Genomic DNA, 18,872 nt, shown 5'->3' on the forward strand with positions numbered 1-18,872 from the left:
AGCGCCGCGCACGCTTGCCAGGCGCGGCAGGGACGAGGCTCGCCTAGCGGCGCATCTGCTGCAACTGCGCGCACGCGTCGCCGTCAGGCGCCTGCGTGCACTTACTCTCACATCAGCGCAGCGGCATCGGATAAGTGGCGACGCTGACGTTGCCATCCTTGTCGACCGCCTGCACGCCGAAGAACACATTGTCCTTGGACAGGTCGAGCGTGGCTTCCGTCACGTTGCCGACCCACTTCGAGCCCTGCCAGTTGGCGGCAGTGGTCTCGCGCCAGACGATGCGGTAGCCGGCCAGGTCCGGTTCGGCGTTGGCTTTCCAGACCAGGGTCGAGTCGTTGGTCAGGCCGGCGGTGCGCAGCTTGACCTCTTGCGGTGCGGCGGGCGCCAGCGCCAGCGTCGCCATCGCGGCGGCGTTCACTTTCGCGACCTTGGCCACGTAGTCGAAGTCGACGAACTCGATCAGGTCGCCGTACACCTTGCCGTTCTCGGTGCGCAGGTCCTGGTGCTGGTGCGCGAAGTCTTCGGCCGGCTCGGTAAAGCGCAGCGCGGCGTAGCCCTGCTCCAGGAACGGCATGTGGTCGCCGCCGCGCAGGTAGCGGTCGTGGCGCTGGATCACCGAGACCTTGAAGCCCTTCACGTAGCGCTCGCCCTGCTCCTTGGTGTGGCGCGCCAGCTGGCGCGACAGCGAATCGTTCTCGCCGCCGGTCGCCACCAGCTGGCGCACGGTGTCGCTCATTTCCTTGGTCGCCGGGATGCTCTGGGCGAACAGGCGAACCTGCTTGTTGTCGACGTGGCCGTCGTCGGCGCGCGAGCTGCCGATGATGTCGTTGGTGAACATGCCGGCCACGTTCCAGTTCTTCTGGCGCGCGCCTTCGGCCCAGTGGCGGGCGCCGATCAGGCCCTGCTCTTCGGCGGCCACGGCCATGAACACCAGCGTCGCGTCGAATTTGTACCTGGCCATCACGCAGGCCAGTTCCATGATGGCGGCGGTGCCCGAGGCGTCGTCGTTGGCGCCCGGCGCTTCCGAGGTGGCGTCCATCACGTCGCTGGCGCGCGAGTCGTAGTGGCCGCTGACCACGTACATGCGGTCTTTCGACGCGGCCTGGGTGCCCGGCAGGGTGGCGACCACGTTGACGATTTCGGTCGGCTTCGAGATGCGCGCCGAGACCGGGGCCACGTGGCTGTCGTAGCTCACCTGCAGCGGGGTGCCGGCGCCGCAGCGCTCCAGCTCGGCCTTGATCCAGCGCCGTGCGGCGCCGATGCCGCGGGTCTCCGAGACCGTGTCCGACATCGTGTGGCGGGTGCCGAAGCTGACCAGTTTCTTGATGTGGCTTTCGATGCGCTGGGGCGAGATTTCGCTCAGGATCTTGTTGATCTGGGCTTGTTCGCGGGCGATGTCGGGCTGCTTCGGGGTGGCGGCGAGTGCGCTGCCGGCCAGCAGGGATGCGGCCAGGGCAATGGAAGTGATGCGGGCGTGAGGCATGGAGACCTTTCTGATAATGATGTGCAATTTACTTGTCACATCTTCTCATGCGTCCGGCCCGGTGTCAGTCATTACGTAGGGTTGGCGGCTCCGCCGCCGACGCGTCGATCGTTGGCTGCGAGATCATCCGGCGCGACAACGGAGCCGGCAACAATCCACGCGTCGGCGGCAGAGCGCGGGGCCGCCGAGGCAAACCCTACGATTAGGACGCGGCCTTGCCGTCAGCCGGTTTCGCGGCCGCTTTATTACCATTGGCGGCCGGCTTGGCAGCAGCGCCTTCCTTGGCTTTACCGTTGACCACCAAGCCGGCTTCGGACAGCTTGCCCGCCTTCTTGTCGCCCATGCCCTTCACGCGCCCCTGCAGGTCGGCCCAGTCCTTGAACTCGCCCTTGGCGCGCTCGTCGAGGATGGCCTTGGACATGCTCGGTCCGATCCCGTTCACGCCATCCAGCGCAGCAGCGTCGGCTTTGTTGACGTCGACCTGGGCGAAGGCAAAGCCCGTCGAGGCGACCAGCGCGGCAACGGCAAGCATCAGTTTCTTGATCATCGGATTCTCCATAGGTTGAATGCGTGGACGGCGGCGCCGCCCATCGTTCGCCTAACGGATCACCCCGGCCGCAGTTGACGGGCCGGGATTGAACGAGATCAAACCCGGCTCAGCCTGGGAACAGCTCCTCGCGGGTCACGGTCGCGGTGCCCAGCTTGCCGACCACGATGCCGCCGGCGCGGTTCGCCGTCACCAGCGCTTCGTCCAGCGGCGCGCCGGTGCCGAGCATGGTGGCCAGGGTGGCGATCACGGTGTCGCCCGCGCCCGAGACGTCGAACACTTCGCGCGCGTCGGCATGCACGTGCAGCACTTCATCCGCCGTGAACAGGCTCATGCCCTCTTCCGAACGCGTCAGCAGCAGCGCGTCCAGGCCCAGTTCGTCGCGCAGGCGTTGCGCCTTCTCGAGCAATTGCTCTTCGGTCTTCCAGCCGCCCACCACGCGCTGCAGCTCGGAGCGGTTCGGGGTCAGGATGCTGGCGCCTTTGTACGGGGTGAAATCGTCGCCCTTCGGATCGACCAGCACGATCTTGCCGGCCGCGCGCGCCAGGGAAATCATTTCCGCGACATTCACCAGCGCACCCTTGTTGTAGTCGGACAGAATGATCACGTCGTAGTCCGGCAATAGCGCCTTGAACTGGGTCAGCTTGTCGCGCAGCACGTTCTCGGTCGGGGCATCCTCGAAGTCGATGCGCACCATCTGCTGCTGGCGGCCGATGACGCGCAGCTTGATGATGGTGGAGATGGCCTCGTCGCGCTTCAGGTAGCTGTGGATGCCGCCCTCTTTCAGCAGCGCATCCATCTGGTCGCCCGCCTCGTCGGCGCCGGCCACGCCCAGCAGGCCCGTGTGTGCGCCGAGCGCGGCGGCATTGCGCGCCACGTTGGCGGCGCCGCCCAGGCGCTCTTCGCGGCGTTCGATGCGCACCACCGGCACCGGGGCTTCGGGGGAGATGCGCGCGACGTCGCCGAACCAGTAGCGGTCGAGCATCACGTCGCCCACCACCAGCAGGCGTACGTTGGACAGTTGCGGGGCCGCCTGCCGGCGGAAGTTGTCGGCCGCCAGCAGGCGGCTCGGGGTCGGATTGTTCATGGGGTCGGGCGTGGAGTCGGACGTAGATAAGCGGCCGGCGCCCTCGTCGATGCGAGGCGCCGGCGCGCGGGTCAGTTCATGACGTTGAGTTCTTCGGTGCGGCGCGGCGGATAGGTTTCCCAGCGGTTGCAGCCCGGGCAGTGCCAGTAGAACTGGCGCGCCTTGAAGCCGCAGTGGCTGCACTGGTAGCGCGCCAGCTTCTGGGTGTAGCGCTGCACCAGGTTCTTGACCATCGACAGTTCTTCCCAGACGTGGGCCGGCGCATCCATCAGGCGCGCCTCCAGCAACTTGTCCAGGCCCAGCAGGGTCGGATTGCGGCGCAGCTCTTCCACCACCACGGCCTTGGCCGCTTCCACGCCGTCGAGTTCGATAACGGCCTTGAACACGACTTCGATCAGGTCGATCGACGAGGCCTCGGCCAGGTAGTTGCGCAGCAGGTTGACGCCCTCTTGCGGGCGGCCGACCTTGCGGTAGCCGTCCATCAGGCGCTGCGCCACCAAGGCCACATGCGGCACGCTCTGCTGCTCGACGCGGCGCCAGGCCACCAGCGCGCCTTCGACGTCGCCCTGGGCCAGCAGCGCGTCGCCGCGCAGGATGGTGGCGCGCACGCTGTTGCGATCGGCCTCGATGGCCTTGTCCAGCAGCTGCATGGCGTCGCTCGGGGCGATGTGCACCAGGGCATCCTCGGCCAATTCGCAATAGAACTGGGCGATCTCTTTCTGACGCGCGCCGGCGCCCGATTCCTGCAAGCCTTCGGCGGCTTCGATCGCGCGTTTCCATTCCTTCTCGCGCTGGTAGATCTCGAGCAGCGATTTGCGCGCCTGCACCGCATACGGGGTGTCGACCAACCGGTTGAAGGTTTCCTCGGCGCGGTCCAGCAGGCCGGCCTTCAGGTAGTCGATGCCGAGTTCGTACGAGGCATGCGCCTTCTGTTCGGGCGGCAGGTCGGGCCGCGCCAGCAGGTTCTGGTGCACGCGGATGGCACGCTCGGTCTCGCCGCGGCGGCGGAACAGGTTGCCGAGGGCGAAGTGCATGTCGGCCGATTCGGGATCGAGCTTGACGATCTCGATGAAGGAATCGATCGCCTTGTCGGGCTGGTCGTTGAGCAGGTGGTTCAGGCCCTTGAAGTAGCCGCGCGGCAGGGTGCGCGATTCGGACACCACTGCGTTGATGTCGACCCGTGCGGCGAGCCAGCCGAGACCGAAAAAGAAGGGGATGCCAAGCAGCATCCAGAGTTCGAAGTCCATAAATCCTTGGTTCTTGTTGTTAGAGGCGCATGTCAGGCCCGCGGCAAGGCCGGGTTGACGCTGTCGGGCTGCGGCGGCGTGGCCGGGTTGACCGTGCCGGTGCCGGCCGCGCTCTGCAGGGCCTGGATGGTATTGCGGTGCTGCGAGCGCTCGCGCCGCTGGCGGAACACGGTCGGGGTCAGCGCCAGGATGCCGAGCGCGGCGCCGGCCACGAAGAAGGCCAGCAGCATCAGCACCAGCGGACCGCGCAGTTCGTAGTCGAGGAAGAAGTGCAGGTCGACTTCCTGGGTGTTCTTCAGGGCGAAGCCGAAGAACAGGATGAACAGGATGCAACCGACGATGGTCGAGACGAATTTCATCAAGAGGTTCCGCTGGGTGATGGCGTGAGGGCGAAGTGTCGCATATTCGTCATGATATTTCAAAGTGGCACGGGATGCTCGGCGCATGGGCCGCAGCAGCAGCCACGAAAAAAAACGGCACCCTCACGGATGCCGTTTCTCGAAGCCGCACACGACCTCAGTCGTTGATGATCGGTTGCCCCACCATCGCGTCCACCCGCTCGCGCAACTGCTTGCCCGGCTTGAAGTGCGGCACCCGTTTTTCGGGCACCATCACCTTGTCGCCGGACTTCGGATTGCGTCCGATGCGCGGGGGCCGGCTGTTCAGCGCGAAGCTGCCAAAACCACGGATCTCGATGCGCTGGCCGCTCGCCAGGGCGTTGGTCATCGCATCGAGGATGGTCTTGACCGCGAACTCCGCATCCTTGGCCACGAGCTGCGAATAACGCTCGGCCAGACGGTTGATCAGCTCGGACTTGGTCATGTGCTCAGCTCCAGATCAGAATGAACTGATTAGTTCTTGTTATCGAACTTGGCCTTCAGCAGTGCGCCCAGGCTGGTGGTGCCCGACGCTGCGCTGTTGTCGTTCGACAGCTTGCTCATCGCTTCCTGGGTGTCGGCATTGTCTTTCGCCTTGATCGACAGCTGGATGCTGCGAGCCTTGCGATCGATGTTGATGACCAGGGCTTCGACCTTGTCGCCCACTTTCAGGTGGGTGCCGGCGTCTTCCACGCGGTCACGTGCGATTTCCGACGCGCGCAGGTAGCCTTCGACTTCTTCGTTCAGCGCGATGACGGCGCCTTTCGGCTCAACCGACTTCACGGTGCCGGTGACCAGGGTGCCCTTGTCGTTCAGCGAAGCGAAGTTGTTGAACGGGTCGCCTTCCAGCTGCTTGACGCCCAGCGAAACACGCTCGCGCTCGACGTCGATGGCCAGCACCACGGCTTCCAGCTCGTCGCCCTTCTTGAACTTGCGCACGGCTTCTTCGCCGGCTTCGGTCCACGACAGGTCCGACAGGTGCACCAGGCCATCGATGTTGCCTGGCAGGCCGATGAACACGCCGAAGTCGGTGATCGACTTGATCGAACCCTTGACCTTGTCGCCCTTCTTGTGGGTCATGCCGAAGTCGTCCCATGGGTTCGCTTTGCACTGCTTCATGCCCAGCGAGATACGGCGACGCTCTTCGTCGATCTCCAGAACCATGACTTCGACTTCGTCGCCCAGCTGCACGACTTTGTTCGGGGCCACGTTCTTGTTGGTCCAGTCCATTTCCGACACGTGGACCAGGCCTTCGATGCCTTGTTCCACTTCGACGAACGCGCCGTAGTCGGTCAGGTTGGTGACTTTACCGAACAGGCGGGTGCCTTGCGGGTAACGACGCGACAGACCGGTCCAAGGATCGTCGCCCAGCTGCTTGACGCCCAGCGAGACGCGGTTCTTTTCCTGATCGTACTTGAGGACCTTGGCGGTGATCTCCTGGCCAACCGACAGGACTTCCGACGGGTGACGCACGCGACGCCATGCCAGGTCGGTGATGTGCAGCAGGCCGTCGATGCCGCCCAGGTCGACGAACGCACCGTAGTCGGTGATGTTCTTGACGACGCCGGTGACCACGGTGCCTTCTTTCAGGGTTTCCATCAGCTTGGCGCGCTCTTCGCCCATCGATGCTTCGATGACGGCACGACGCGACAGCACGACGTTGTTACGCTTGCGGTCCAGCTTGATGACCTTGAATTCCAGGGTCTTGCCTTCGAACGGGGTGGTGTCCTTGACCGGACGGGTGTCGACCAGCGAACCCGGCAGGAATGCGCGGATGCCGTTGGTCAGGACGGTCAGGCCGCCTTTGACTTTACCGTTGACGGTACCGGTGACGATCTCGCCCGATTCCATGGCTTTTTCCAGAGCCAGCCACGATGCCAGGCGCTTGGCCTTGTCGCGCGACAGGATGGTGTCGCCGAAGCCGTTTTCCAGCGACTCGATAGCCACGGAAACGAAATCGCCGATTTGAACTTCCAGTTCGCCCTGGTCGTTCTTGAATTCTTCAACTGGGATGAACGCTTCCGACTTCAGGCCGGCGTTGACGATCACGAAGTTGTGATCCAGACGCACGACTTCAGCCGAAATGACTTCGCCCGAACGCATGTCTTGACGCGACAGCGATTCCTCGAAGAGGGCTGCGAAGCTTTCCATGCCGGTATCTTGGGTGGTTGCAGTAGACATAAAAGAGAGGATATTTCACGTTAGCCAGCAGCCCGGCGAAATTGCGGACTGAACTGGGTCAGGTTGACACACACCTGCGCTGGCGGAATTGCCGGCGCAGGCACCAAAGGATGACGCTCCGGGATCGCGGCCCATCGTGAAACGGAGCCACCATCCGCAAGACCGCCATCCCCGCGCAGGCGGGGAGCCAGGTTTGCCAGCGCACCATGGCGATGACTCGAGCACAACAGTGCGCATCGAACCTGGATTCCCGCCTGCGCGGGAACGACGTGCATCTGCTAACGATCTTCATCGAAGGCAGACGGCACGCCGTTCAAAGTCTTGATAACTTGTATAACAATTACTTCTGCGCGTACCAGGCCAGCACTTGCTCGACCGCCTGGTCCACGCCCATTTCGGACGTATCCAGCAGATACGCATCCGCTGCCGGCGCCAGCGGCGCGACTGCGCGATTGGTGTCGCGCTCGTCACGGGCCTGCAAATCCATCAGCAGACCTTCCATATTAGCAGAAAAGCCTTTGTCAATCAATTGCTTATAACGGCGTTGCGCCCGCGCCTCGACACTTGCGGTCAAGAACACCTTGAGCGTCGCGGTCGGGAAGATCACGGTGCCCATGTCGCGCCCGTCGGCGACCAGTCCCGGCGCCTGCCGGAAGCCCAGCTGCAGCCCGAACAAGGCCTGGCGCACCGCCGGCAGCGCGGCGATCTTCGAGGCCAGGTTGCCCACCTCTTCGGCGCGGATCGCGTGGCCCACGTCTTCGCCCGCCAGCAGGATCTCACCGCCCACGAAGCGTACCGGCAGCCGGGCGCCGACGGTGGCGACCGCCTGCTCGTCGGCCAGGTCGGTGCCGGTGCGCAGCGCCTGCAGCGCGGTCAGGCGGTACAGCGCGCCCGAGTCGAGCAGGTGGAAACCGAGCCGCTCGGCCACGCGCGTGGCGACCGTGCCCTTGCCGGAAGCGGTCGGGCCGTCGATGGTGATGACAGGTACGTTGGAATTGGGCATAGGCTGATGGATTGGTTTAGAACAGCTCGTTGCGCGCCACGCTGGCAAACGCTTCGAAATAATCGGGGAAGGTCTTGGCGACGCACTTCGGATCGTTGATGCGCATCGCGTTGCCGCGCCGCGCCTTGCCGTCCAGCGAAGCCAGCGAGAAGCACATCGCCATGCGGTGGTCGTCGTAGGTGTCGATGGTGGCGGGTTTCAGCTGCTCGGGAGGGGTGATGCGGATGTAGTCCGGCCCCTCCTCCACCTCGGCGCCGACCTTGCGCAGTTCGGCCGCCATCGCCGCCAGGCGGTCGGTCTCCTTTACCCGCCAGCTGGCGATATTGCGCAGCGTGCTCGGGCCGTCGGCGTACAGCGCCGCCACCGCGATCGTCATCGCCGCATCCGGGATGTGGTTGAAGTCGGCGTCGATGGCCTTGAGTTCGCCATTCGAGCGCGCCTCGATCCAGTTGTCGCCGCGGGTGACGATGGCGCCCATGCGCTCGAGCGCGTCGGCGAAGCGCACGTCGCCCTGGATGCTGTGTTCGCCCACACCTTCCACCCGCACCGGGCCGCCGGCGATCGCGCCGGCCGCCAGGAAGTACGAGGCCGACGAGGCGTCGCCTTCGACGTGGATGGTGCCCGGACTCCGGTAGCGCTGGCCCGGCTCGACGGTGAACGAGGACCAGCCGTTCTGCAGCACCTCGACGCCGAAGCGGCGCATCAGGTTCAGCGTGATCTCGATGTAGGGTTTCGAGATCAGTTCGCCCACCACGTCGATCGATACCGCATGGGTCTTGGCCATCAGCGGCGCCGACATCAAGAGCGCGGTCAGGAACTGGCTCGACACGTTGCCGCGCACGGCGATGCGCTGGGCGGTGATGTGGCCGCGACGGATGCGCAGCGGCGGAAAACCCTGCTCGCCCGTGTATTCGATCTGGGCGCCGACTTCGTTCAGGGCGTCGACCAGGTCGCCGATCGGGCGCTCGTGCATGCGCGACACGCCATGCAGCGTGTAGTCGCCGCCGATCACGGCCAGCGCGGCGGTCAGCGGACGGATCGCGGTGCCGGCGTTGCCCATGAACAGATCGGCCTCATGGTTCGGCAGCACGCCGCCGTTGCCGTGCACGATCACGGTGCGCTCGTCGACCTGGTCCCACTGAATGCCGAGCGAGCGCAGCGCGCCCAGCATCACCATGGTGTCGTCCGAGGCCAGCAGGTCGTGGATGGTGGTCGTGCCCTCGGACAGCGCCGCCAGCAGCAGCGTGCGGTTCGAGATGCTCTTGGAACCCGGCAGGCGCACCGTCCCTTCCGCGTGCAGGACGGGTTCGAGGTCGATGTGTTCGGGGTAGTGTTTTTGCTGCGTCATGTGTTGTCCTGGGGTTGCGGGCAGGATGGGGAAACTGAGGACCCAGCCTCGATGGCTTCGATCCACGCGCGCCGGGCGCGCTGGGCGTTGGTATAGACGGCCTCCAGCGCGGAGCCGTCGGCGGCGGCCAGCATGGCGCGCATCGACGTCAATTGTGCCAGATATGCATCCAGCTCGGCGAGCAGCGCGGCGCGGTTGGCCAGGCTGATGTCGCGCCACATTTCGGGCGACGAGCCGGCGATGCGGGTGAAGTCGCGAAAGCCGCTGGCGGCGTACTGGAACAGCAGATCGGCGTGCGGTTTCGCGGCCACGTCATCCACCAGTGCATAGGCCAGCAGGTGCGGCAGGTGGCTGACGGCGGCGAACACGCGGTCGTGGTCTTCCGGGCTCAAGGTATGGATGATGGCGCCGCAGGCGCGCCAGGCGGCGGCGACGCGCTCGACGTCCTGCTGCGCGTTTTCCGGCAGCGCAGTGATGACCACCTTCTTGCCGTCGTACAGCCCGGCCAGCGCGGCATCGGGACCGTTCGATTCGCTGCCGGCGATCGGGTGACCGGGCACGAACTGGTGCACGCGATCCTTGAGCGCTGCGCGCGCCGCCGCGACCACGTCGCACTTGGTGCTGCCGGCGTCGGTGACGATCGTGCCCTGCTCCAGGTGCGGCAGCAGCGCTTGCAGAATCGGACCGGTTTGCGCGACCGGCGCGGCCAGCAGCACCAGGTCGGCGCCGCGCAGCGCATCTTCATACGAGGTGCCGACGCTGTCGACGATGCCCAGTTCCAGCGCCCGCGCCGTCGCTTCCGGATGGCGGCCGATGCCGACCACTTCACGCACCGCGCCGGCGCGTTTAAGTCCCAGCGCGAACGAACCGCCGATCAGGCCGACGCCGATGATGACGACCTTGTTCAGCATTCAGCCCACCGCGCTCGCGCTCTCCGTCGAGAGCGCTCGCTTGAGCGCCGCGATGAACGCCGCATTTTCTTGCGGCAGGCCGATCGAGATGCGCAGCCACTGCGGCAGGCCATAGGCGCCGACCGGACGCACGATCACGCCCTGCTTGAGCAGCGCCGTGTTCACGCGCGCGCCGGCCGCGTCATCGTCGCCGACGCGCACCAGCACGAAGTTGCCGAACGACGGCACGTACTGGAGCCCGAGCTCGTCAAACGCGGCGACCATCTGCTTGTATCCTTCCGCGTTGTTGCGCGCGCCCTTTTCCAGGAACGCCTTGTCGTTCAGCGCCGCGATCGCGGCGGCCTGCGCCAGCGAGTTGACGTTGAACGGCTGGCGGATGCGGTTCATCAGGTCCGTGACTTCCGGCTGGGCGATGGCGAAGCCCACGCGCAGGCCGGCCAGGCCGTAGGCCTTGGAGAAGGTGCGCGAGACGATCAGGTTCGGGTACTTGCGCACCCAGGCGCTCGACTCGAACTGGTGCTGCGGCGCCAGGTATTCGTTGTAGGCCTCGTCCAGCACCACGATCACGTTCGCCGGCACCTTCTGCAGGAAGGCTTCGATCTTGTCGGCCGGGATGAAGGTGCCGGTCGGGTTGTTCGGGTTGGCGACATAGACCAGGCGCGTGTCGGCGTCGATGGCGGCCGCCATCGCGTCCAGGTCGTGGCCGTAGTCGACTGCCGGGACCACGATCGCGCGCCCGCCCACGCCCTGCGTGGCCAGCGCGTACACCGCGAACGAATACTGGGAATAAACGACTGCCTCGCCCTTTTGCACGAAGGCGTGGGCGGCGATTTCCAGGATGTCGTTGCTGCCGTTGCCGAGCGTGATCCATTCCATCGGCACGTCATAGCGCTGCGACAGCGCGGTCTTGAGCTCGAAGCCGTTGGCGTCAGGGTAGCGCCCCAGCTCTAGAGCCGCTTCCTGCATCGCCACGCGGCTCGATTCCGGCACGCCGAACGGGTTTTCGTTGGAGGCCAGCTTGACGATGGTCGCTTCGTCCAGCCCGAACTCGCGGGCGACTTCGGCGATGGGTTTGCCGGCCTGGTAAGGGGCGATGGCGCGAACGTATTCCGGTCCGAATTGCGGCATGTGTGTCTCTCAGTGAAATGTGTTTACAGGCTTTGCGGGTAGGAACCCAGCACCTTGAAGAAGGCGGCGTTGTCTTTCAGCTCGTCGAGCGCGCGCGCGACGGCCGCATCGTGCACGTGGCCCTCGATGTCGACGTAGAAGTAGTATTCCCAGGTGCCGATGCGCGCCGGACGCGATTCGAAGCGCGTCATCGAGACGCCGTGTTTCGCCAGCGGCGCCAGCAGGTTGTACACGGCGCCGGCCTTGTTCGGCACCGCCAGCACGATGCCGGTGCGGTCCTTGCCCGACGGACCGGTCTGCAGCTGGCCGATGATGACAAAACGTGTGCGGTTGTGCGGGTCGTCCTGGATGTGGGCTTGCACCACGCCCAGCTGGTATTGTTCGCCCGCCATCTCGCTGGCGATCGCGGCCACCGAAGGATCCGCGCTCGCGAGCACCGCCGCTTCGGCATTCGAGGCCACGGCGCGCCGCTCGAGCTGCGGATAGTGCTGGTTGAGCCACACCTGGCACTGGGCCAGCGCCTGCGAATGGGCGCACACCACGCTGACGCCGTCCATCGAGCCGGTCTTGCTCATCAGGCTGTGGTGCACGGGGATCGAGACTTCGCCGCTGATGATGGTCGTCGTCGCCAGCAGCAGGTCGAGGGTGCGGTTGATCGCGCCTTCGGACGAGTTCTCGACCGGGACCACGCCGAAGTCGGCGGTGCCGGCCTCGGTGGCGCGGAATACTTCGTCGATCGACACGCACGGCAGCGTCTCGATGGCGCTGCCGAACTGCTGGAATACGGCCTGCTCGCTGAAGGTGCCGGACGGGCCGAGATAGGCCACCGTCACGCGCTTTTCCAGCGCGCGGCACGAGGACATGATCTCGCGGAAGATGGTCTGGACGTCGCGGTCCATCAAAGGGCCCGGATTGCGCTCGGCGACGCCGCGCAGCACCTGCGCTTCGCGCTCGGGACGGAACACCGGGGCGTTGGTTTCGGCCTTCACATGGCCGACGTCTTGCGCGACCTTGCCGCGCTCACTGAGAAGCTGGAGGATTTGCGCGTCGATCGCATCGATCCGTTCGCGCAGGGGTTTGAGTTTGTCTGTCATCGTTATGCTGTGTGGTCGATTCGTTCGACGGAGTGGCATGTCATCCGTGCGTTGAACGCGTCGGCGGCGGAGCCGCCAACCCTACGGGAACCGGCACGTAGGGTTGGCGGGTCCCCCGCCGACGCGTTCAACCGGCCGATGCGCCATCGCGCACCATGCCGGAAAACACGTTCACCGCCCCGCGAACTCGTTCAAATAATCGACGAGAGCCTGTACGCCCTCGATCGGCATCGCGTTGTAGATCGATGCCCGCATGCCGCCGACGGACTTGTGGCCCTTCAGTTGCAGCAGCCCGCGCGCCTTCGCGCCGGCCAGGAATTGGTCGTTCAGGGATTCGTCGCGCAGGTAGAACGGCACGTTCATGCGCGAACGGTATTCGGGCGCCACGCGGTTGACGTAAAAATCGTCGCGCTCGAGCGCCTCGTACAGCAGGCGCGCCTTCTCGATATTGCGCGCTTCCATCGCCGCCACGCCGCCCCGCTGCTTGAGCCAGGCGAACACCAGTCCCGCGATATAGATCGCATAGGTCGGCGGCGTGTTGTACAGCGAATCATGCTCGGCGCAGGTCTTCCAGTTGAAGGCCGACGGGCATTGCGGCGAGGCGTATTCCAGCAAATCGTCGCGCACGATCACCAGCGTCAGGCCCGCAGGGCCGATGTTCTTCTGGGCGCCGGCGAAGATCACGCCATACTTGGAGATATCAATCTGGCGCGACAGGATGTGCGACGACATGTCGGCGATCAACGGCACATCGGCATCGATCTCGGGCGCGTCAGGGTATTCGACGCCGTCGATGGTCTCGTTGGTGCAGATGTGCAGGTAGGCGGCGCCCGGAGTCAGCTGCCACGTATCGCGCGCCGGCACGCGCGAAAACTGGTCCACCTCGCTCGACGCGGCCACGTTGACGCGCGCATAGCGCGCCGCTTCCTTGATCGACTTGCCCGACCACGAACCGGTGTGGACGAAGTCGATCACCGGGTCGTTGCGCCGCTGCGCCAGGTTGAGCGGGACGATGGCGTTCTGCCCCAGCCCCCCGCCCTGCTGGAACAGGATTTTGTAGTTGGCTGGAACGTCCAGCAGCTCGCGCAGGTCATCGAGCGCCTGGCGGTGGATGCTGGAAAACTCGGGACCGCGATGGCTCATCTCCATCACCGACATGCCGCTGCCGTGCCAGTCGAGCATCTCGCCCGCCGCCTGCTGCAGCACTTCCGTTGGCAACACGGCCGGGCCGGCCGAGAAGTTGAATATCCGGGTCATGCGGTCCTTTCCAAGATGTTTATTTTGCCTGCGCGGCGGCCTGCATGATGTCCTGCATCAGGTTGTTCAGGCGCGGGGTGACGATGCGCTGGCCGATGGCCATGCTCTCGGCCGACAGGCGCGGCGTCAGCGCCAGCATCTTGCGGCCCAGCGGGGTGCCGTAGAACCTGGTCAGTTCCTTGATCTCGGCGGTGGTGTAGTTGTTGGCGTACAGCGGCACCATCTCGGCCATCATCTCGTCGATCAGGGCCGGATCGCGGAACACCTTGGCCACGGCGTCCACCGCGCCCGGCAGGATCTGCTCGACCTTGGCCAGCGCTTCCTGCTTCTTCGCCGCGTCCATCGAGGTATCGGCGTTGATCACGGCGCCCACCTGGGCGCGCATCATCTGCGGCAGCGCCTTCTGCATCTCGGCGAACGAGGCGGTCATCATCTTGCGCACTTCCATCGCGTCGAGCATCTGCTTGACGGCGGCGGTGGTTTGCGGATCGACGGCCGCAGTTGGCGTGGCCGCTGCGGCCGGCGCCGTGGCCTGGGCCATGGCGAACGAAGGAGCGCCGGCAAAGGCGGCGCTGACAAAGAGTGCGGCGAGGAGTTTTTTCATTATCGTTATCCCGATGCGGGCGCTGGGCCCATCGATTTCGTACAAGGCCGGCCCGCTTCCAGAGGGCCGGCCGCCGGCGGGAACACGGCTGTATTCCCGCCCCTGCGCCGCTTTATTCCGGCGCCGGTTCCAGCTCGACCTCTTCCAGGTCGGTCTCGACGATGCGCTGCAGGCCCGACAGCTTGGTGCCGTCTTCGACCGCGATCAGGGTCACGCCCTGGGTCGCGCGGCCCATCTCGCGGATCTCGGCCACGCGGGTACGGATCAGGACGCCGCCGGTGGTGATCAGCATGATCTCGTCGCTCGGCTCGACCAGGGTCGCGGCCACCACTTTGCCGTTACGCTCGCTGGTCTGGATCGCGATCATGCCCTTGGTGCCGCGGCCGTGGCGGGTGTACTCCACGATCGGGGTACGCTTGCCGAAGCCGTTCTCGGTCGCGGTCAGCACCGACTGCTGCTCGCTCTCGGCCACCAGCAGCGCGATCACGCCCTGGCCTTCTTCGAGGTTCATGCCGCGCACGCCGCGCGCGGTACGGCCCATCGGACGCACGTCGTTCTCGTCGAAGCGCACCGCCTTGCCGCCGTCCGAGAACAGCATCACGTCGTGCTTGCCGTCGGTCAGGGCGGCGCCGACCAGCACGTCGCCTTCGTCCAGGTCGACCGCGATGATGCCGGCCTTGCGCGGGTTGCTGAAGTCGCGCAGTGGCGTCTTCTTGACGGTGCCGAGCGAGGTCGCCATGAACACGTAGTGGTCTTCCGGGAAGGTGCGGTTCTCGCCCTGCAGCGGCAGGATGACCGTGATCTTCTCGTTGTCCTGCAGCGGGAACATGTTGACGATCGGTTTGCCGCGCGAGTTGCGCGATCCTTGCGGCACTTCCCATACCTTCAGCCAGTACATGCGGCCGCGGTTCGAGAAGCACAGCATGTAGTCGTGGGTATTGGCGATGAACAGCTGGTCGATCCAGTCGTCGTCCTTGGTCGCCATCGCCTGCTTGCCACGGCCGCCGCGCTTCTGGGCGCGGTATTCGGCGATCGGCTGCGACTTCATGTAGCCCGAGTGCGACAGCGTGACCACCATGTCCTGCGGGGTGATCAGGTCTTCGGTTTCCAGGTCGCTGGCGTTGTGCTCGATGGCCGAACGGCGGGTGTCCTTGCCGTTGTCGGCATAGTCGGCCTTGATCTGCCCCATCTCGTCGACGATGATGGTCGTCACGCGTTCCGGCTTGGCCAGGATGTCGAGCAGGTCGGCGATGTGGGCCATCACTTCCTTGTACTCGTTGACGATCTTGTCCTGCTCCAGACCGGTCAGGCGCTGCAGGCGCATCTGCAGGATCTCTTGCGCCTGCTCGTCCGACAGCTTGTACAGGCCATCCTGCTGCATGCCGTAGTGCTTCGGCAGGTGCTCCGGACGGAAGGCCTCGATGCCGCCGGCGGCGCCGGTTTCGGTACGGTTCAGCATTTCGCGCACCAGGGAAGAATCCCAGGCGCGCCCCATCAGTTCCACCTTCGCCACCGGCGGGGTCGGCGCGGCCTTGATGATGGCGATGAAGTCGTCGATGTTGGCCAGTGCAACCGCCAGGCCTTCCAGCATGTGCCCGCGGTCGCGCGCCTTGCGCAGCTCGAATACGGTGCGGCGGGTGACCACTTCGCGGCGGTGCGACAGGAAGCATTCCAGCATCTGCTTCAGGTTCAGCAGCTTCGGCTGGCCATTGACCAGCGCCACCATGTTCATGCCGAAGGTGTCTTGCAGCTGGGTCTGCTTGTACAGATTGTTCAGCACCACTTCCGGCACTTCGCCGCGCTTCAGCTCGATCACCACGCGCATGCCCGACTTGTCGGACTCGTCGCGGATGTCGCTGATGCCTTCCAGCTTCTTGTCGCGCACGTTCTCGGCGATCCGCTCGAGCAGCGACTTTTTATTTACCTGGTACGGCAGCTCGTCGATGATGATCGCGGTGCGGCCGCCATCCTTGCCATACTCTTCGAAGTGGGTCTTGGCGCGCATCACCACGCGGCCGCGGCCGGTGCGGTAACCGTCGCGCACGCCCGAGACGCCATAGATGATGCCGGCGGTCGGGAAGTCCGGGGCCGGGATCAGTTCGATCAACTCGTCGATCGAGCATTCCGGATTGCGCAGCACGTGCAGCGCGCCGTTGATGACTTCCGACAGATTGTGCGGCGGAATGTTGGTGGCCATGCCGACCGCGATGCCCGACGAACCATTGATCAACAGGTTAGGGATGCGGGTCGGCAGGACGGTCGGTTCTTTTTCCTTGCCGTCATAGTTCGGCTGGAAGTCGACGGTGTCCTTGTCGATGTCGGCCAGGATTTCGCCGGCGATCTTGTCCAGGCGGCACTCGGTATAACGCATCGCCGCGGCGCTGTCGCCGTCGATCGAGCCGAAGTTGCCCTGCCCGTCGACCAGCGTATAGCGCAGCGAGAAGTCCTGGGCCATGCGCACCAGGGTGTCGTAGATCGACGCGTCGCCGTGCGGGTGGTACTTACCCATGGTGTCGCCGACCACGCGCGCGCACTTCACGTACGGGCGGTTATGGACGTAGTTACTTTCGTGCATGGAGTACAGCACGCGGCGGTGCACCGGCTTCAGGCCGTCGCGCACGTCCGGCAGCGCACGGCCCACGATCACGCTCATCGCGTAATCGAGGTAGCTCTTGCGCATCTCTTCTTCGAGGGAAATCGGGACTGTTTCTTTTGCGAATTGATCCATGGGGCGGGTCGACTACTTCCAGGCGAAGGTAATTAGTTATAACGGTCGATTCTACCACGCGCGTCATAGCAACTGCGCAATTCCAGCCGACGCCTTATTGGTACAAACTTTGTTATAGGAAACACAAAACTTCCAGTATTGTCGTCGCCGAGCTGTTCCGCTTGTGAAAATGTTGCGGTAAAACAACGTCAAGCAGTTAATGCAGGATGTTTGATTTAGGTGCAGTCGTGCGATTTTGGTGCATGTGGCAAAATGGCCAGGAAGTTAATTGCTTGTTTCACAATTCGAAACGGACAGGGCGGCCGCCGTGTTAATCTCTTGACACCATCGAGCCTGCTCCGAATCGACACGGAATTTACCGAAAGGAAAAGAATATGAAGAAACTGATCACCGTTCTGCTCGCCGCATCGGCCGCAATCGCGGGCATCGCCTCGGCACAAAGCGCGCCGCCGTACGCTCCTCTGAGCACCGACATCCAGGCCCGCACCCCGCACAGCGCCTACGTGCAGGACGCGCGCGGCGTGATCGCGCGCAATCCTTTCGGTCTGTGCTGGCGCACCGGCTACTGGACCCCGGCGGACGCGGTCCCGGGCTGCGACGCGCCGCTGTGCGTCGAGCCAGAGAAACTGGAAAACGGCAAGTGCGTCGCTCCGCCGCCGCCACCGGCTCCGGTTGCTGAAGCCGCGCCTGCGCCGGTCGCCGCCGCACCGGTCCCGACCTCGGAAAAAGTGAGCTACTCGGCTGATGCCTTCTTCGACTTCGACAAGGCGATCCTGAAGCCGGCCGGCAAGGCCTCGCTGGATGAGCTGACCGGCAAGCTGGGCGACATGAACCTGGAAGTGATCATCGCCGTCGGCCACACCGACTCGATCGGCACCGACGCCTACAACCAGAAGCTGTCGATCCGCCGCGCCGAAGCCGTCAAGGCCTACCTGAAGACCAAGGGCGTCGAAGACACCCGTATCTACACCGAAGGCAAGGGCGAAAGCCAGCCGAAGGCCGACAACAAGTCCGCCGAAGGCCGCGCCCAGAACCGTCGCGTGGAGATCGAAGTCGTCGGTACCCGCAGCGTCAACAAGTAATCCGGCCCCGGCCAATTGAAACCCCGCTTCGGCGGGGTTTTTTCTTATGCGTCGATGAGGCGCAGTATTTCCGTTATTATTCCGTGCTATGACGACGACAAACGTAGACCACCAAGAAGTCCAAAAATTCAGCGAACTGGCCCACCGCTGGTGGGATCCGACTTCGGAATTCCGTCCGCTGCACGAAATCAATCCCCTGCGCCTGGAATGGATCAACGCGCGCGCGCCACTGGCGGGCAAGAACGTGATCGACATCGGCTGCGGCGGCGGCGTGCTGTCCGAAGCGATGGCGAAAAAAGGCGCCAAGGTGACCGGCATCGACCTGTCGAAAAAGGCGCTGAAAGTGGCCGACCTGCACAGCCTGGAATCGGGCGTCGAGGTGCGCTACAAGCACATCGCGGCCGAAGAGATGGCGGCCCAGGAGCCGGGCCAGTTCGACGTGGTCACCTGCATGGAAATGCTCGAGCACGTGCCGGACCCGGCCTCGATCGTGCGCGCTGCCGCGGCACTGGTCAAACCGGGCGGCCATGTGTTCTTCTCGACCCTGAACCGCAACCCCAAGTCCTATCTGTTCGCGGTGATCGGCGCCGAGTACATCCTGCGCATGCTGCCGCGCGGCACCCACGACTACGGCAAGTTCATCACTCCGGCCGAACTGTCGCAATACGTGCGCTCGGCCGGGCTGCAGGTCGACGGCCTGAAAGGCCTGACCTACAATCCGCTGACCAAGATCTATTCGCTCAACAACGACACCGATGTGAACTACATGGTGGCGTGCAGCAAACCGCTCTGACA

At 64.7% G+C, this 18,872-nt stretch carries 17 protein-coding genes; 2 read left to right on the plus strand and 15 right to left on the minus strand.

From position 1 onward, the window contains the following. Positions 1–112: 112 nt before the first annotated feature. The 15 genes from QPK27_RS06610 to gyrA all read right to left on the minus strand — a co-directional run bounded on the left by QPK27_RS06610 (position 113) and on the right by gyrA (position 16,995). Positions 113–1,483 (minus strand): M20/M25/M40 family metallo-hydrolase, encoded by a 1,371-nt coding sequence (locus QPK27_RS06610; RefSeq protein WP_290417409.1) that lies wholly within the window; start codon positions 1,481–1,483, stop codon positions 113–115. A 202-nt stretch (positions 1,484–1,685) separates the two neighbouring features. Beyond that, entirely contained in the window at positions 1,686–2,030 is a 345-nt protein-coding gene (locus QPK27_RS06615; RefSeq protein ID WP_290417410.1) for a helix-hairpin-helix domain-containing protein, read from the minus strand. Positions 2,031–2,139: 109 nt separating this feature from the next. Further along, positions 2,140–3,117 carry a D-glycero-beta-D-manno-heptose-7-phosphate kinase gene (rfaE1, locus tag QPK27_RS06620; RefSeq protein WP_290417411.1) on the minus strand — a complete coding sequence of 326 codons (978 nt, stop codon included), beginning with the start codon at positions 3,115–3,117 and terminating at the stop codon, positions 2,140–2,142. 71 nt (positions 3,118–3,188) lie between these two features. Beyond that, positions 3,189–4,364: a lipopolysaccharide assembly protein LapB gene (gene lapB, locus QPK27_RS06625; RefSeq protein ID WP_290417412.1), complete on the minus strand. Its 1,176-nt coding sequence runs from the start codon at positions 4,362–4,364 to the stop codon at positions 3,189–3,191. Between the two features lie 32 nt (positions 4,365–4,396). Further along, positions 4,397–4,723 carry a lipopolysaccharide assembly LapA domain-containing protein gene (locus tag QPK27_RS06630; RefSeq protein ID WP_290417413.1) on the minus strand — a complete coding sequence of 109 codons (327 nt, stop codon included), beginning with the start codon at positions 4,721–4,723 and terminating at the stop codon, positions 4,397–4,399. Between the two features lie 157 nt (positions 4,724–4,880). Beyond that, entirely contained in the window at positions 4,881–5,186 is a 306-nt protein-coding gene (locus tag QPK27_RS06635) for an integration host factor subunit beta (protein ID WP_290417414.1), read from the minus strand. A gap of 29 nt (positions 5,187–5,215) precedes the next feature. Next, on the minus strand, positions 5,216–6,922 hold the full coding sequence (gene rpsA / locus QPK27_RS06640; protein ID WP_290417415.1) for a 30S ribosomal protein S1: 1,707 nt from the start codon (positions 6,920–6,922) through the stop codon (positions 5,216–5,218). A 340-nt stretch (positions 6,923–7,262) separates the two neighbouring features. Next, the gene (cmk, locus tag QPK27_RS06645; RefSeq protein WP_290417416.1) at positions 7,263–7,925 is read right to left on the minus strand and encodes a (d)CMP kinase; all 663 of its coding nucleotides are present in this window, start codon (positions 7,923–7,925) and stop codon (positions 7,263–7,265) included. Positions 7,926–7,941: 16 nt separating this feature from the next. Continuing rightward, the gene (gene aroA, locus QPK27_RS06650; RefSeq protein WP_290417417.1) at positions 7,942–9,273 is read right to left on the minus strand and encodes a 3-phosphoshikimate 1-carboxyvinyltransferase; all 1,332 of its coding nucleotides are present in this window, start codon (positions 9,271–9,273) and stop codon (positions 7,942–7,944) included. After that, positions 9,270–10,184 (minus strand): prephenate dehydrogenase/arogenate dehydrogenase family protein, encoded by a 915-nt coding sequence (locus QPK27_RS06655; RefSeq protein ID WP_290417418.1) that lies wholly within the window; start codon positions 10,182–10,184, stop codon positions 9,270–9,272. Before QPK27_RS06655 ends, aroA begins: the two co-directional genes overlap by 4 nt. Beyond that, positions 10,185–11,312, minus strand: a complete 1,128-nt coding sequence (gene hisC / locus QPK27_RS06660) for a histidinol-phosphate transaminase (protein WP_290417419.1) — start codon at positions 11,310–11,312, stop codon at positions 10,185–10,187. Between the two features lie 23 nt (positions 11,313–11,335). Further along, on the minus strand, positions 11,336–12,406 hold the full coding sequence (gene pheA, locus QPK27_RS06665; protein ID WP_290417420.1) for a prephenate dehydratase: 1,071 nt from the start codon (positions 12,404–12,406) through the stop codon (positions 11,336–11,338). A 171-nt stretch (positions 12,407–12,577) separates the two neighbouring features. Continuing rightward, positions 12,578–13,663 carry a 3-phosphoserine/phosphohydroxythreonine transaminase gene (gene serC, locus QPK27_RS06670; RefSeq protein WP_290417421.1) on the minus strand — a complete coding sequence of 362 codons (1,086 nt, stop codon included), beginning with the start codon at positions 13,661–13,663 and terminating at the stop codon, positions 12,578–12,580. 19 nt (positions 13,664–13,682) lie between these two features. After that, positions 13,683–14,267, minus strand: coding sequence for a DUF2059 domain-containing protein (locus QPK27_RS06675; protein ID WP_290417422.1), 585 nt, complete (start codon positions 14,265–14,267; stop codon positions 13,683–13,685). Between the two features lie 112 nt (positions 14,268–14,379). After that, entirely contained in the window at positions 14,380–16,995 is a 2,616-nt protein-coding gene (gene gyrA / locus QPK27_RS06680; protein WP_290417423.1) for a DNA gyrase subunit A, read from the minus strand. 374 nt (positions 16,996–17,369) lie between these two features. Between gyrA and ompA the strand changes: the two genes are divergently transcribed. Both ompA and ubiG read left to right on the plus strand, forming a co-directional pair. After that, the gene (gene ompA / locus QPK27_RS06685) at positions 17,370–18,077 is read left to right on the plus strand and encodes an outer membrane protein OmpA (protein WP_290417424.1); all 708 of its coding nucleotides are present in this window, start codon (positions 17,370–17,372) and stop codon (positions 18,075–18,077) included. Between the two features lie 88 nt (positions 18,078–18,165). Then, positions 18,166–18,870: a bifunctional 2-polyprenyl-6-hydroxyphenol methylase/3-demethylubiquinol 3-O-methyltransferase UbiG gene (gene ubiG, locus QPK27_RS06690; RefSeq protein ID WP_290417425.1), complete on the plus strand. Its 705-nt coding sequence runs from the start codon at positions 18,166–18,168 to the stop codon at positions 18,868–18,870. Positions 18,871–18,872 lie beyond the last annotated feature (2 nt).

Source organism: Massilia sp. YIM B02443 (genome assembly GCF_030411955.1).
Lineage (GTDB): Bacteria > Pseudomonadota > Gammaproteobacteria > Burkholderiales > Burkholderiaceae_D > Telluria.